Annotated in this window: 11 protein-coding genes; 7 read left to right on the top strand and 4 right to left on the bottom strand. The window is 73.3% G+C overall.

The genetic code is table 11. The features are described 5' to 3' along the window. Positions 1-1,156, bottom strand: a 1,156-nt coding sequence (locus tag Val02_RS39760) for a hypothetical protein (RefSeq protein WP_203904495.1), incomplete at its 3' end; no start/stop codon positions are given. A gap of 130 nt (positions 1,157-1,286) precedes the next feature. On the opposite strand from Val02_RS39760, the gene Val02_RS39755 reads away from it, so the two are divergent. The 4 genes from Val02_RS39755 (at position 1,287) to Val02_RS39740 (ending at position 6,011) form a co-directional block, all read left to right on the top strand. Then, positions 1,287-1,826 carry a SigE family RNA polymerase sigma factor gene (locus Val02_RS39755; RefSeq protein WP_203904494.1) on the top strand — a complete coding sequence of 180 codons (540 nt, stop codon included), beginning with the start codon at positions 1,287-1,289 and terminating at the stop codon, positions 1,824-1,826. Further along, a complete protein-coding gene (locus Val02_RS39750) occupies positions 1,816-3,279 on the top strand; it encodes a hypothetical protein (RefSeq protein ID WP_203904493.1) in 1,464 nt (487 codons plus the stop codon). The genes Val02_RS39755 and Val02_RS39750 overlap by 11 nt, the downstream gene beginning before the upstream one ends. An 87-nt stretch (positions 3,280-3,366) precedes the next feature. Then, positions 3,367-5,328 carry an acetoacetate--CoA ligase gene (locus Val02_RS39745; protein WP_203904492.1) on the top strand — a complete coding sequence of 654 codons (1,962 nt, stop codon included), beginning with the start codon at positions 3,367-3,369 and terminating at the stop codon, positions 5,326-5,328. 140 nt (positions 5,329-5,468) lie between these two features. Further along, the gene (locus Val02_RS39740; protein WP_239153685.1) at positions 5,469-6,011 is read left to right on the top strand and encodes a QsdR family transcriptional regulator; all 543 of its coding nucleotides are present in this window, start codon (positions 5,469-5,471) and stop codon (positions 6,009-6,011) included. 97 nt (positions 6,012-6,108) lie between these two features. Here Val02_RS39740 and Val02_RS39735 read toward each other — a convergent pair whose 3' ends face one another. After that, on the bottom strand, positions 6,109-6,813 hold the full coding sequence (locus Val02_RS39735) for a TIGR03089 family protein (RefSeq protein WP_203904491.1): 705 nt from the start codon (positions 6,811-6,813) through the stop codon (positions 6,109-6,111). A gap of 50 nt (positions 6,814-6,863) precedes the next feature. Between Val02_RS39735 and Val02_RS39730 the strand changes: the two genes are divergently transcribed. The 3 genes from Val02_RS39730 to Val02_RS39720 all read left to right on the top strand — a co-directional run bounded on the left by Val02_RS39730 (position 6,864) and on the right by Val02_RS39720 (position 11,385). After that, a complete protein-coding gene (locus Val02_RS39730) occupies positions 6,864-8,906 on the top strand; it encodes an N-acetylmuramoyl-L-alanine amidase (RefSeq protein ID WP_203904490.1) in 2,043 nt (680 codons plus the stop codon). Positions 8,907-9,042: 136 nt separating this feature from the next. Next, positions 9,043-10,209, top strand: coding sequence for a glycosyltransferase family 4 protein (locus tag Val02_RS39725; protein WP_203904489.1), 1,167 nt, complete (start codon positions 9,043-9,045; stop codon positions 10,207-10,209). A gap of 87 nt (positions 10,210-10,296) precedes the next feature. Further along, positions 10,297-11,385 carry a mannose-1-phosphate guanylyltransferase gene (locus Val02_RS39720; RefSeq protein WP_203904488.1) on the top strand — a complete coding sequence of 363 codons (1,089 nt, stop codon included), beginning with the start codon at positions 10,297-10,299 and terminating at the stop codon, positions 11,383-11,385. Here Val02_RS39720 and Val02_RS39715 read toward each other — a convergent pair. After that, positions 11,369-12,394: a coenzyme F420-0:L-glutamate ligase gene (locus tag Val02_RS39715; RefSeq protein ID WP_203904487.1), complete on the bottom strand. Its 1,026-nt coding sequence runs from the start codon at positions 12,392-12,394 to the stop codon at positions 11,369-11,371. The two genes, Val02_RS39720 and Val02_RS39715, sit on opposite strands and share 17 nt — an antisense overlap. Beyond that, entirely contained in the window at positions 12,387-13,334 is a 948-nt protein-coding gene (cofD, locus tag Val02_RS39710; protein WP_203904486.1) for a 2-phospho-L-lactate transferase, read from the bottom strand. The genes Val02_RS39715 and cofD overlap by 8 nt, the downstream gene beginning before the upstream one ends. Positions 13,335-13,404 lie beyond the last annotated feature (70 nt).

Genomic DNA, 13,404 nt, shown 5'->3' with positions numbered 1-13,404 from the left:
GGTCGCCCGCCGGTGGCCCGACCGGAGCGGCGGGTGCCGCCGGCGCCGGGGGCGAGGCGGGCGCCGCCGAAGCGGACTGCGCCGGGGCACCGGAGACCGGAGAGCCGGAGATCGGGGCACCGGAGATCGGGGAGCCCGACACCGGGGCACCGGAGACCGGGGCACCGAAGGAACCGGGGGAGATCGGGGCGTCCGGGTCGCTCTCCCGGACCGCCGCCGCGGCGGCCGCGATCGTGCCGGGCGCGTCCGCCGGGGTCGGGGTGCGTCGCGGCAGGTCCGGTGACGTGCGCCGGGGCAGGTCCTCGGCCGTCGACGGGGTGTCGCCGGCCGGCATGCCCCACACCGGCCACCCCGGGGAGACCTGCTCGGGAACGCGCGGCTCGGGCACGCTGTCGGTGAGCCGCGCGGACTCGGTGAAGCGGGCGGGCTCGGTGGCGCGCAGGGGCTCGGCCGGACGCGCGGGCTCGGCGGGGCGCTGGGTCTCGGCGGTGCGGAGTCGTTCGGCGGCGCCGCGGGTCAGGAAGAGACCGGCGCCGGTCACCGGCTCCTCGGTGCGCGTGGTGGACTGTTCGGCCACCGCCGTGCCGACGCCGCCGCCGGCGGGCTGCGCCAGGCCGGTCGCGTCCACCGTGGGCGATGCCGCACCCGGGTACGCGTCGAGGTGAGCCGGGGAGGCGGGCCGGTAGAGCTCCGCCCCGGTGCCCGGCGCCGGGGCCTCCGGGACCTGCGTGGCCGTCGGCCATCGCCGCCAGCGCTGCCCGCTCACCGTCGCGACGACGAGTGCGGCGCCGAGTGCCGCCAGGGTCCCGTTCTCCAGGGGAACGGCACAGTCGACGCGAAGATCGCCGACCCGCCACACCGGCAGCCGGTCGAGCAGGGGAAAGGGCCTGACCAGAAGGTAGCCGTAGACGCCGAGCAGCACCGTCCCCGCGACCAGCGGGCCGAGCGGCGACCAGCGCAGGCACGCCACGAGTCCGATCAGGACGCCGGCCCCGATGAGGAAACCGAGCGCCGGGAGCAGTTGCCCGGTACGGATCGTCTCCGCCTCGCCCCATCGGGAGAACGTCTCACCCGCGCGAGGTTGACCGAGAGCAAGCAGCACCCACGCGAGCGGCGTGATGACCAGCGCCGCGACCAGGCTGCCGAGGTGTCGCATGCCACGCACCGTACCGGTTGTCGATAACGGTGAGCAGTCCACCAGGGAGGACGGAAAGAACGCTCGCAGCGTGTAATCCTCGTGCCCACGCCCGGTGTCACAGAAGTTGACGAGATCCGGGGAGGGATTCATGCGGGGTGCGGACTTCGACGAGTTCGTGAACGCGCGTGCGGGTGCGCTGCTCAGACTCGCGTACCTGCTGACCGGTGAACGGCACGCCGCGGAGGACCTGCTCCAGGACGTGCTGGAACAGGTCTATGCGCGGTGGCCGACGGTGCACACCTCGGCCGAGGCGTACAGCCGGCAGGCCCTGGTCAACCGGGCCACGAACCGGTGGCGACGGCGGCTGCGGCGGCGGGAACAGCCGCTGGGCGACCACGACCGGCCGGCACCGGACGCGAGCGAACGGGTGGTGGTGCGCGACGCCGTGCTGACGGCGTTACGACAGCTGCCGACCCGTCAGCGCGCGGCGGTGGTGCTGCGCTTCCTGGAGGACCTGCCGGTGAGCGAGGTGGCCAGGATCCTTGGCTGTTCCGAGGGAGCGGTCAAGAGTCACACGGCCCGCGCCCTGGAACGCCTGCGCGGGGTGCTGAACGGCACGCAGTTCTTCGACCCGGATCTCGCCGTCCCGGTTACCAGTTCGACAAAGGGGGCCGACAGTGGCCGATGACATCGAGGTGCGGGCGGCACTTCACGAGACGGCGGATGGCATCACGACAGCATCCGACCTGCTCGAACGGGTCCGCACCGGCGGGCAGCGCCGGCTGGCGCGCCGACGGATCGGCACCGGCGCGGTGGCGGTGCTGCTCGTGGCGGCGCTGACGGCGACGCTCGTCTACCTGGACCGCGCGACGCCGCAGGAACCGGCGGGACCACCGGCGCCGGCCGACGGCGTCCCGGCCGACCTGTTCCACCAGAGCGGCGGCGAACTGATCGGCGACGCGAAGTTCATCGCGGACGCGAAGGCGGCGTACCGGCGCGACGTCGACAAGTACATGGACGACCTGGACGGCTCCGACGACGTCTCGCCGCTGCCCAGCGGTCACCCGTCGCTGCAGCCGGGACCCCCGCCGTCGTCCGGCGCCTCGGGCAGCCCGCACCCGTCCGCCGGGAACGGGCCGAGCGAACCGGTCGTCAACAACTCGCCCGTGACGACCGGGGAGATCCACGTCTTCTGGGCGGCGCGCACACCGGCCGGCCGGGTGGCGGTGCTGGTGCAGCGCACCGCGGGCATCGACGGCTACGTCGGCTTCGTGTACGACACCCCGAAAGGGCTGACGACCCAGGTCGCCGGCGCGCGGGACACGTTCCCGCAGACGGATGCCGGTGGCTACGCGGCCCTGGTCGGCGACAAGCGCGACGTGCTGGTGGCCCTGGACCCGGGTCGGGCGGTCGAGTACTCGGCCGATTACCGGATCGGCGAGGACGGCCGCTTCAACCGGACCTGGAAGCGGCTGGCGTTCTCGCCCGACGACGTGGCGGTGGCGAAGGTGCCGTCGCAGCGCGACCGGCGCAGCGTGGCGCTGCGCGCCGACGGCGACGGACCCGCGTCGATAGGGATCATCGGCGACAACCGGTCGCCGCTCGACAGGGACGGTTACGAGCTGCTCGGGGACACGGCCGGCGCCGGCTGCGAGGGCGCGTCGTTCGGGCCTCTGGACGGCAGTGCCCGGGTGGTCGTGCCGCCGGACGGCGGCCCGGCGACGGTTCTCGTGGGGAACGACCTCTTCAAGGACTTCAAAACGGGGACCGGCGGGTACACGCTGCGGCCGGTGCTCTGCGCGAAGGCCGCCGGCGGCCGGGACGTCCTGGTCCAACAGCTGTGGGGGGACGGCGGGCCGATCCGGTTCGTGGCGGTGGTGCGTAGGGCCGACGGAACGGCCGGGCCGGCCGACATCGTCGCCGCGGTCCTGATGCCGGGCAGGCCGTTCGAGGCGGCCAAGGTGAAGCTGCCGGACGGCCAGGGGTTCCTGGTCGTGGTGCCGGGTGCGACGCTGCGCTACCGCACCGACGGGGGGCAGTGGCGCGACGCCGAGCCGCAGGTCGCACTTCTTCCGACGGAGGCACGGGCGGTCGAGGCGAACGTGCCGGGCAAGGGGAAGCGGGTCGTCGAGCTGCGCTGACGGTGCTCGATGCGGGGGCCCGGTGGCACATTTCACCGGGCCCCGACGCTTTCCGGGCGGGCCTTCCCGTGGTGAAGAATGTTCGCCATGACCGCTGGTGACGTGCTCTGGAACCCGCCCCACGACGTCCGGGAGACCACGCGGATCGGCGGATTCCTCGACCGGCTGAGGGCCGAACGGGGACTCGACTTCGCCGACTATGCCGCGCTGTGGCAGTGGTCGGTGGACGACCTGCCGGCGTTCTGGGGCGCGCTGTGGGAGCACTTCGAGGTGATCGCCCACACGGAGCCGACCGCCGTGCTCGCCGACGCGACGATGCCGGGGGCCCGATGGTTCCCGGGCGCGACGCTGAACTACGCCGAGCACGTGCTGCGCGCACCCGGCCGGGACGACGCCGACGTGATCGTCTCGGCCTACAGCCAGACCCGCGCACCGATCGACCTCACCGTCGCCGAGCTGCGCGAACGGGTCCGGCGGGCGCGGGCCGCGCTGCGTCGGCTGGGCGTCGGGCCCGGTGACCGGGTGGCGGCCTACGCGCCGAACATCCCGGAGACGTTCGTGCTGCTCCTGGCGTCGGCGAGCCTCGGGGCGGTCTTCTCCAGCTGTGCGCCCGAGTTCGGCACCCGCAGCGTCGTGGACCGCTGGCAGCAGATCGAACCGGTGGTGCTCGTGGCGGTCGACGGGTACGTGTACGGGTCGAAGACGATCGACCGGCGCGTGGAGGTGGCGGCGATCCGGGCGGCGCTGCCCTCCGTTCGGCACCTGGTCGAGCTCTCCTACGTCGCGGGCGATGCCCCGTCGGTGCTCGACGAGGAGACCGACGAGCCGCTCGCGTTCGAACCGGTGCCGTTCGACCATCCGCTGTACGTGCTGTACTCCTCCGGTACCACGGGACTGCCGAAGCCGATCGTGCACGGGCACGGCGGGATCCTGCTCGAACACCTCAAGAACCTCGCCCTCCAGCACGACCTGGGGCCGTCGGACCGGTTCTTCTGGTTCAGCACCACCGGCTGGATGATGTGGAACTACCTGGTCTCCGCCCCGGCCGTGGGCTCCTCGATCGTGCTGTTCGACGGCGACCCCGGCGCGCCAGACCTCGGTGCCCTGTGGCGGCTGGTCGCCGACGCGGGGATCACGTACTTCGGCACCTCGGCGCCGTTCCTGCTGGCCTGCCGCAAGGCGGGGCTGGTGCCGAAGGAGATCGCGGACCTGTCCGGGCTGCGCGGCGTCGGGTCGACCGGCGCGCCGCTGCCGCCCGAGGGGTACGAGTGGGTGTACGAGGCGGTCGGCGACGGCGTGTTGCTCACCTCGGCCAGCGGCGGCACCGACGTGTGCACGGCGTTCGTCGGCGGGGTGCCGCTGCTGCCGGTGTACTCCGGCGAGATCACCTGCCGCGCGTTGGGTGCGCGGGTGGAGGCGTTCCGGCCGGACGGCACCCCCGCCCCCGTCGGCGAACTGGGCGAACTGGTGATAACCGCGCCGATGCCCAGCATGCCCGTCGGCTTCTGGAACGATAAAGACGGCAGCCGGTACCGCGAGGCCTACTTTGATACGTATCCAGGGGTATGGCGGCACGGGGACTGGCTCACCATCACGGAGCACGGCACGCTGGTGATCACCGGCCGCTCCGACGCCACGCTCAACCGCGGCGGGGTGCGCCTCGGCACGGCGGAGTTCTACTCGGTGGTGGAGTCGTTCGACGAGGTGGTCGACTCGCTCGTGATCCACCTGGAGGACCCGGCGGGCGGCCCGGGGACGCTGATGCTTTTCATCGTCCCGGCACCGGACGCGACGCTCGACGAGGCCCTGCGCGCGAGGATCGCCAAGGAACTGCGCTCGGCCCTGTCGCCGCGCCACGTCCCCGACGTGATGACCCAGGTGGCCGCGGTGCCGCGGACGCTCTCCGGCAAGAAGCTCGAGGTCCCCGTCAAGCGCATCCTGACCGGCACCCCGGCCGAGACGGCGGCGGCCAAAGGGGCACTCGTCAACCCGGAGTCATTGACGGAGTACGAACTGCTCGCCAGGCTGACCCCTGGGACCGGCGAGTGACGGGTGGGGCGCCCCGACCCGTCGACACGGTGAAAGCGGCGATTGTGCCGATGCGTCAGCGCGGCACGTCGGTCGACACTGGCGGGTAACTCGGCAGAAGGAGCACTCCCATTCCTGAGCGAGCCGCGCCACGGCGGGTGGTGAGCAGCGACGACGTGGTGATCGGTGCGTGTCGCTTCTTCCTGCGTCACGCCACCGTCGACATGGACAAGGTGGCGCTCGACCTGGCGATCAGCCGGGCCACGCTGTACCGGGTGGTGCACAGCCGGGACCGCCTGCTCGGCGACGTCCTGTGGCGGCTGGCCGAGGGGATGCTGCGCCGGGCCCGCGAACAGCGCTCCGCCCCCGGCGTGGACGGGGTTCTGGAGATCACCCGCCACTTCTCGGCCGGGCTGCTGGAGTCGGCGCCGTTCCGCGAGTTCCTGCGCACCGAGCCGGACACGGCGGCGCGGGTGCTGTTCACGGCGTCCGGCGGGGTGCACCGGCGCGCGGTCGAGTTCCAGTGCGAGATCCTGCGCGACCTGGCCACCGAGGAGGGCTGGTCGCGCACCGACCTCGACCACCTGGCGTACCTGTACGTGCGGATCATCGAGTCGATGCTCTACGCCGAGCTGCTCACCGGCCGGCAGCCCGACGCCGAGCTGGCCGAACGCGCGATCCGGGCGCTGCTGCAACCCGTCTGAACCGGCGATGGCGACTCTCGTCGATCTTGCAGTTGTGGCTGCGACAAACTATTCCCGCGAAGGGCAAGTCGGGCGCCACAACCGCAAGATCGGCGGGTCAGAGGACCGTGTCGGCTCGCTCGGATTCGGCGCGGCGGGGGAGGGCGCCGGGGTCGGGGTTGGCGCAGAGGACCAGTGTCGCGGCCACCGACAGGGGAGCGAGCAGCCAGTCCAGCACCGGGCGGTCCGTGGACAGGTCGAGCAGGACGCGGCTGCCGGGCTTGATGCCCAGTTCGGCCGCGCGGGAGGTGGCCCGCGTGACGAGTGTGGCGTGGTCGTCCTCGTCCGTGGCCGGGTCGGATCCGTCGACCGGGGTCATCGGGGTGAAGCGGTCGCCGAAGGTGCGCACCTCGGCGACGTAGTCGAGCCAGCCCTCCGGGACCGCGCCCCGCATCGGCAGGCCCATCGGCGCGAAGCCGAGCAGGTACCGGTCCGTCGCGCCGGACGCGTCGGGCGTGCTCGCGAACAGCACGTCGGCGGCGCCGGCGGAGCCGACGGTGAGGCCGGCGTTCCAGCAGCCGAGGAGGACGGCCGCGCTCTGCCAGTGCGGCGGGAGGGCCACCGTCGCGCGGTCACCGGTGCTCAGGCCGAGGCCGTCGACCAGCAGGTTCGCGGTCTTGGCGACCCAGTTGTCGAGCGTGACGCCGGAGAGCTCGACGCGTTCGCCGGTGGCGTCGTCGTACCACGTGAGCAGCGGTCGGGTCGGATCCGCGCCGACCGCCGAGGCCCACAGCGCCGCCACTGAACGGACATTTGCGCTCATACCACTCCAATATCCCATTTCCAAGGTGCCGGACGTGCGTTAAGACGGAGGTGCGGAAACGGGCGGCGAAACGACATCGGACCGGTGCGGGTCTGCTCGCGACGGCGCTGCTGCTCGTCCTCCTGATCGCCACCGAGCCGGACGGCCGGCCGGAGGACCAGGCTACCGGCCCCGTGGCCGCCCCCGCCCAGCAGCAACCCGCCGCGGAGAAGCCGGCCGGCGCGCCCGTCGCGGGGCCGCCGACCACCGGCGTCAGCCCGCGGGCGGTGCGGATCCCGCTCGGCCGGTTCGACGGGCCGGCCGAGGGTGTGCGGGCCCGCACCGGTGTGCCGAAGGGCGTCCCGGTGAAGGGCAAGCGCAGCCTGACCGTGCGCCGCGAGGGCACCGGCCCGTTCAGCGCCGTCGGGCTCACCTGGAACGGCGCGCCCACGGCAGACCTGACCGTGGCCGTGCGTTCGCATGTTCCCTCGAAGGGGTGGACGCAGTGGCGGACGGCTGACACCGCGCCCGCCGACCGGGACCCGGACGGGCGCGCGACGGCGGCGAAGCCGGGACGAAAGGCCCCGACGGCCCGGCGCAACGGCACCGACCTGGTCTGGCTCGGCCCCTCCGACGGCCTGGAACTCGTCGTCACCGGCCGCGCCACCCGCGATCTCACCGACCTCGCGGTCGACCTCATCGACCCGCTCACCGCCCCCGGCGACGACGCCGGCCCGCCGCCCGAGAAGCCCGCCGAAGCCGGCCGCGTCTACATGCCGCCCATCGCGAGCCGCGCCGCCTGGGGCGCCGACGAGCGGTTGATGACGTGGAACCCGGAAATGGCCGGCCCGGTCGCCGCGATCGCCTTCCACCACACCGCCACCGGCAACGACTACCTGCCCGACGACGTGCCGAAGCTCCTGCGTTCCGTCTACTACTTCCACGCGGTCAGCCGGGGCTGGGGCGACATCGGCTACAACGTGCTGGTGGACCGCTTCGGCCGGCTGTGGGAGGGCCGCCGCGGCGGCCTGAACATGCCGGTGATCGGCGCGCACGCCGGCGGCTTCAACCGCAACACGGCCGGCATCTCGGCCATCGGCGACCACCGCACCACCCCGGTGCCCGACGGCGTGATCGAGTCCGCCGCCCGCTACACCGCCTGGAAGCTCTCCCTCGACCAGAACGCCGACCCGCGCGGCACCACCCGGCTCACCGGCGGCGGCAACACCTCCCGGCACCAGCCCGGCACCACGATCACCGTGCCGCGGGTCTTCCCGCACCGGCTCACCAACACCACCGAGTGCCCCGGCGACCGGGGCATGGACGCGCTCGACCCGATCCGCAATCGCGCGGCCGCCCTGATGGGAACCCGCACCCGCGAGTCCACCCTGCGCCCACGGCTCGCCACGTGGAATCCCGCCGAGGCGCGCTGGCGGGTGAACGGCGCCGCCGACGTCCCCGCAACGCCCGGCGACCTGCCCGCCGCGGCCGACTACGACGGCGACGGCGCCACCGACCTCGCCACCTGGACCCCGGCCGACGGCCGGTGGCACGTTCCGGGCGCGCCGCAGGAACAGCTCCTCGGCGGCCCCGGCGACCGCCCCGTGCCCGCCGACTACACCGGCGACGGCAAGGCCGAACCGGCCGTGTGGCGCCCCGCGGACGGAGTGTGGCAGTTCGCCGCCGGGAACTCGGTCCAGTGGGGATCGGAGGGAGACATCCCCCTGCCGGGCGACTACGACGGCGACGGCAAGGCCGAACCGGCGGTGTGGCGGCCCGCCGAGGGCACCTGGTACGTGCGCGGCAAGGGCACCTACCGGCTCGGCGAGAGCTACCACGTCCCGGTGCCCGCCGACTACGACGGCGACGGCGACGTCGAACCCGCTTCGTGGTCGCCGATCACCCACCGGTGGTTCGTGTGGGGCGCCGCTCCTGTCACGTTCGGTGAGGACGGGGACGTGCCCGTGGTCGGGCAGTTCGACGGCGACGGCAAGGCCGACCGGGCCGTGTGGCGCCCCCCGGCCGGCCCCGACGCCGAGGGAACCTGGCTGATCAGCGGCGGCGCATCGGTCGAGTTCGGTCGGACCGGTGACATTCCCGTCGCGATCCCCTGAACATTCGCTCAAACCGGTGCGCGGTGGTCAACGTCTCATGGTGGTGCGGGCGTAGGGTAGTGCGACAGGGATCGCATCCCGGCTACGGGACGTATTCCTGTGAAGATCCGAAAAGCTCGATGCGAGGAGCCGCCACGTGACCCCCGGTCGCCCACCCCGCGTGTTGGTCGACGCCACCAGTGTCCCGGCAGACCGGGGCGGGGTCGGCCGTTATGTGGACGGACTCCTCGGTGCGCTGTCCCAGCGTGAGACCGATCTCGCCGTGGTGTGCCAGCGCACCGACGTCGAACGCTACACCCGCCTGCTGCCCGACGCCCGTGTGCTGCCGGCCCCGGCGGCCGCCGCGCACCGGCCCGCCCGGCTCGCGTGGGAGCAGACCGGCCTGCCGATGCTCGCCCAGCAGGTGGGCGCCGAGGTGCTGCACTCGCCGTTCTACACGTGCCCGCTGCGCACCTCCTGCCCGGTCACCGTCACGGTGCACGACGCCACGTTCTTCACCGAGCCGGAGCACTACGACAAGTCGCGGCGGACGTTCTTCCGTTCGGCGATCAAGACGTCGCTGCGCCGGGCCGCCCGGGTGATCGTGCCGAGCAAGGCCACCCGGGACGAGTTGATCCGGCTGCTGGAGGCCGACCCGGTGCGCATCGACGTCGCCTACCACGGGGTCGACGCGCAGGCGTTCCACGTGCCGTCGGAGGAGGAGAAGGCGCGGGTGCGTGCCCGGCTCGGCCTCGGTGGCACCGGTTACATCGCGTTCCTCGGGGTCAAGGAGCCGCGCAAGAACGTCCCGAGCCTCATCCGCGGCTGGGTGCTCGCCGTCAAGGACCGGCCGCAGCCGCCCGCGCTGGTGATCGCCGGCGGTTCGGGGCACGACGACGAGATCGACCAGGCGGTGTCGACCGTGCCGGCCCACCTGCGGCTGCTGCGCCCCGGCTACCTGCGCTACGGGGACCTGCCCGGCTTCCTCGGCGGGGCGATGGTGGCGGCGTACCCGTCGTTCGGCGAGGGGTTCGGGCTGCCGATCCTCGAGGCCATGGCCTGCGGCGCGCCGGTGCTGACCACCCCGCGGCTCTCCCTGCCGGAGGTGGGCGGCGACGCGGTCGCCTACACCGGGCCGACCCCGGAGGAGATCGCGCAGGACCTGGCGGCGCTGCTCGACGACGAGCCGCGTCGGGGCACCCTCGCGGCGGCGGGCATGGCGCGGGCGCGGGAGTTCACCTGGGCGTCGAGCGCCGACGTGCACATGGGCGCCTGGGCGCGGGCCGCCCAGCAGGCCGCCGTCCTCGGGGCGATCCGTCCGTAGGTGCCGTAGCGCGGTGTTTACCAGCGGCGACACGCGGGACACACCCTCGACACCCGAGAGCGTCGTCACATCCGGCATGATGGTCCGGTGTTGTACGCGGTCATTCCCGCGGGCGGTGCCGGCACACGGTTGTGGCCGCTGTCGCGCGCTTCGCATCCCAAGTTCCTGCACGCGCTCACCGGCACGTCGGCCTCGCTGATCCAGGCGACCGTCGGCCGGCTCGGCGGCCTGACCTCCCCGGACACCACGATGGTGGTCACCGGGGCGTCGCACGCCGCCGACGTGGCGCGTCAGCTCCCCGACCTGCCGGCCGAAAACGTGCTCGTCGAGCCGCTGCCCCGCGACTCGTGCGCCGCCATCGGGCTGGCCGCCGCGGTGATCGCCGAACGGGAACCCGAGGCGGTGATGGGTGCGTTCCCGGCCGACCACCTGATCACCGACGTGCAGGCGTTCCAGGCCTGCGTGCTGGCCGGTGTCTCGGGCGCGCTCGCCGGCAAGCTCATGACGATCGGCATCACCCCGACCCGGCCCGAGACCGGCTACGGCTACCTGCGCTGCACCAGCGACGAGGGCCAGGTGCGCGAGGTCGCCGAGTTCGTCGAGAAGCCCGACAAGGAACGCGCCGCCGCCTACCTGCAGTCCGGCGAGTACCTGTGGAACGCCGGCATGTTCATCTGGCGGGTCGACGCCTTCCTCGCCGAGCTGGCCCGCCAGCAGCCGGAGCTGCACGACGGGCTGCGCCGCATCGCGGCCGCGTGGCACGGCCCCCGCCGGGACGACCGGATGGCCGAGATCTGGCCCGACCTGAAGAAGATCTCCATCGACTACGCCGTGATGGAGGGCGCCGCCGCCCAGGGCCTCGTCGGCACCGTGCCGGGCGAGTTCGGCTGGAACGACGTCGGCGACTTCCACACCCTCGGCGACATCCTGCCCGGGGACGAGCAGGGCAACGTGGTGCTCGCCGCCGACGACGCCAAGGGCGAGGTCGTCCTGCGCGACTCCGAGGGCGTGATCGTGGTGCCGCGTTCCGGCCGGCTGATCGCCGCCGTCGGGCTGCGCGACGCGGTCATCGTCGACACCGAGGACGCCCTGCTGGTCTGCCCGCGCGACCGGGCCCAGGAGGTCAAGGCCATCGTGGACGGGCTCAAGGAGCGGGGCGCTACCGACCTGCTGTGACGCCGACGGCGAGGAGGCCCGCGTCGGGCAGCCACACCGACGCGAGGCCTTCCGCCGCGAGGGCGGCCCGGAGCCGTTGCACGTCCATGCCCGCCTTTACGTCACTCTCCGCCTTCACCTTGAGGACCTCCCGGGTGAACGGTGGGAGGCCGTCGCCCCCGGCCGTGCGCTCGACCGATGCGTCCACAATGGACAGTGCGCGCTCGATCGCGTCGCCCGGGACGGGGCCGTCCACAAAGGACGGTGCGTCGGCCAGCGTCGCCGCGGCGCGCAGCCCCTCCGCCCGCGCCTCCGCGGTGCCGAGCGAGAAGAGATCCAGTTCGGCGTCGCGCACCAGCGCCCGGGCGCCCGCACCCGTCGACGCCGGCACGTAACCCCGGATGACCGCCGCCGGGATCCCGTCCGCCTTGCCTTTCACCAGGTCCGCCGCCGCCGCCAACTCGTCGATGACGGCCACCTGCGTCACGGACAGTTCGTTGCCGTGCGCGTCGTAGGAACCCCGGTGGTCGTGCAGCGCCCCGATCCCGGCCGCCCCGATCGCCACGTCAGTGAGGCCGTTGCGCCACGGCCGGCCCATCGTGTCGCTGACGATGACCGCCACGTGCACCCGCAGCCGCTGCCGGATCCCCGAACGGATGCGGTGCGCCGAGGCGTCCGGGTCGACCGGCAGCAGCACGGCGTGCCCACGGTCCACATTGGACACATCGATGCCGGCCGACGCGAGCACCAGCCCGTGGTGCGTCTGCACGATCCGCGTCTCGCCGCGCCGCGCCACCGGCCGCGCCGTCTCGGCGTCGATCAGCTCGGCGCGGGCCGCCTCGCGCTCCGGGCCCTCCGCCGGCGGGATCGGCACGAGGCGCCCCTCCGCCTTGCTCACCACCTTGCTGGTCACCACGAGCACGTCGCCCTCGGCGAGCCACGGCGCGGCGTCCACCAGGATCTCGGCGAGGTCGTCACCGGGGCGCACCTCGCCGATGCCCTCCAGCGGCAGCACCGTCAGATCAGCCATTGTCCAGCGCCTCCTCGACCATGGCCGCCGTCGTGGCCGGGTCGGTCATCCACAGTGGACGGCTGCGCACCTCGACCCCGGGCACCGCGGTGCCGGCGTCCGTCGTGTCGACCAGCCAACGATCCAGGATCCCTTCCGCCGAACGCGCGCCGTAGAGCCCGCCGACGCCGGCCGCGCTCACCGCCACCCCCATCGCGTCGAGGCACTTGTCGGCCATGCCCCGCACCGGGGAGTTCCCGATGATGGGGCTGAACCCGGAAACCCTGGCGGGGCCCGCTCGCAGTGCGTCGCGAATACCGGGGACGGCCAGGATCGGGGCCACGCTCACGACCGGATTGCTCGGCGCGACCAGAACGGCGTCCGCGGACGCGATCGCGTCCAGCACGCCCGGCGCCGGCTTGGCCGACTCCGCACCGACGAACACGAACCGCTGCGCCGGAAGCTCCCCGCGGTACCGGATCCACCACTCCTGGAAGTGGATCGCCTGGGTCTTTCCCTCAATGTCAACGACGACGTGCGTCTCGCACCGTTCATCGGTCGCCGGGATCATGCGCACGCCCGGCTCCCAACGGGTGCACAACGCCTCGGTGACGGCCGACAGCGGGTAGCCCGCGTCGAGCATGCGGGTGCGCACCAGATGCGTGGCGATGTCCTTGTCGCCGAGCCCGAACCACGTCGGCTCCGCGCCGTAGCGCGCCAGCTCCTCCTTGACCACCCACGTCTCGCCGGTGCGTCCCCAGCCGCGTTCCGGGTCGGCGCCCCCGCCCAGCGTGTACATGACGCTGTCCAGGTCGGGGCAGATCCGCAGCCCGTGCAGCGTGACGTCGTCACCGACGTTGACGACGGCGGTGACCTCGGCGCCGCGCGCGCGGGCCACCTCCCGGACGCCGAGCAGGAACCGGGCTCCGCCGATCCCTCCGGCCAGAACGACGATGTGCATGCGTCCATCCTGTCGCACGCATCCCGGCCGGGCCTGTCGTGGGTGCCGGGCCTGCCGCGGCAAGCGCCGG

Origin of the sequence: Virgisporangium aliadipatigenens, assembly GCF_016863615.1 — a bacterium.
Taxonomy (GTDB): domain Bacteria; phylum Actinomycetota; class Actinomycetes; order Mycobacteriales; family Micromonosporaceae; genus Virgisporangium; species Virgisporangium aliadipatigenens.
The sequence above is the reverse complement of the archived record's forward strand: the minus strand, read 5'-3'. Positions and strand labels throughout refer to the sequence as shown.

Coding starts and splice junctions, on each gene's coding strand:
- Val02_RS39755 (WP_203904494.1), top strand. CDS start 1,287: ATGCGGGGTGCGGACTTCGACGAGTTCGTGAACGCGCGTGCGGGTGCG.
- Val02_RS39745 (WP_203904492.1), top strand. CDS start 3,367: ATGACCGCTGGTGACGTGCTCTGGAACCCGCCCCACGACGTCCGGGAG.
- Val02_RS39735 (WP_203904491.1), bottom strand. CDS start 6,813: ATGAGCGCAAATGTCCGTTCAGTGGCGGCGCTGTGGGCCTCGGCGGTC.
- Val02_RS39715 (WP_203904487.1), bottom strand. CDS start 12,394: ATGGCTGATCTGACGGTGCTGCCGCTGGAGGGCATCGGCGAGGTGCGC.
- cofD (WP_203904486.1), bottom strand. CDS start 13,334: ATGCACATCGTCGTTCTGGCCGGAGGGATCGGCGGAGCCCGGTTCCTG.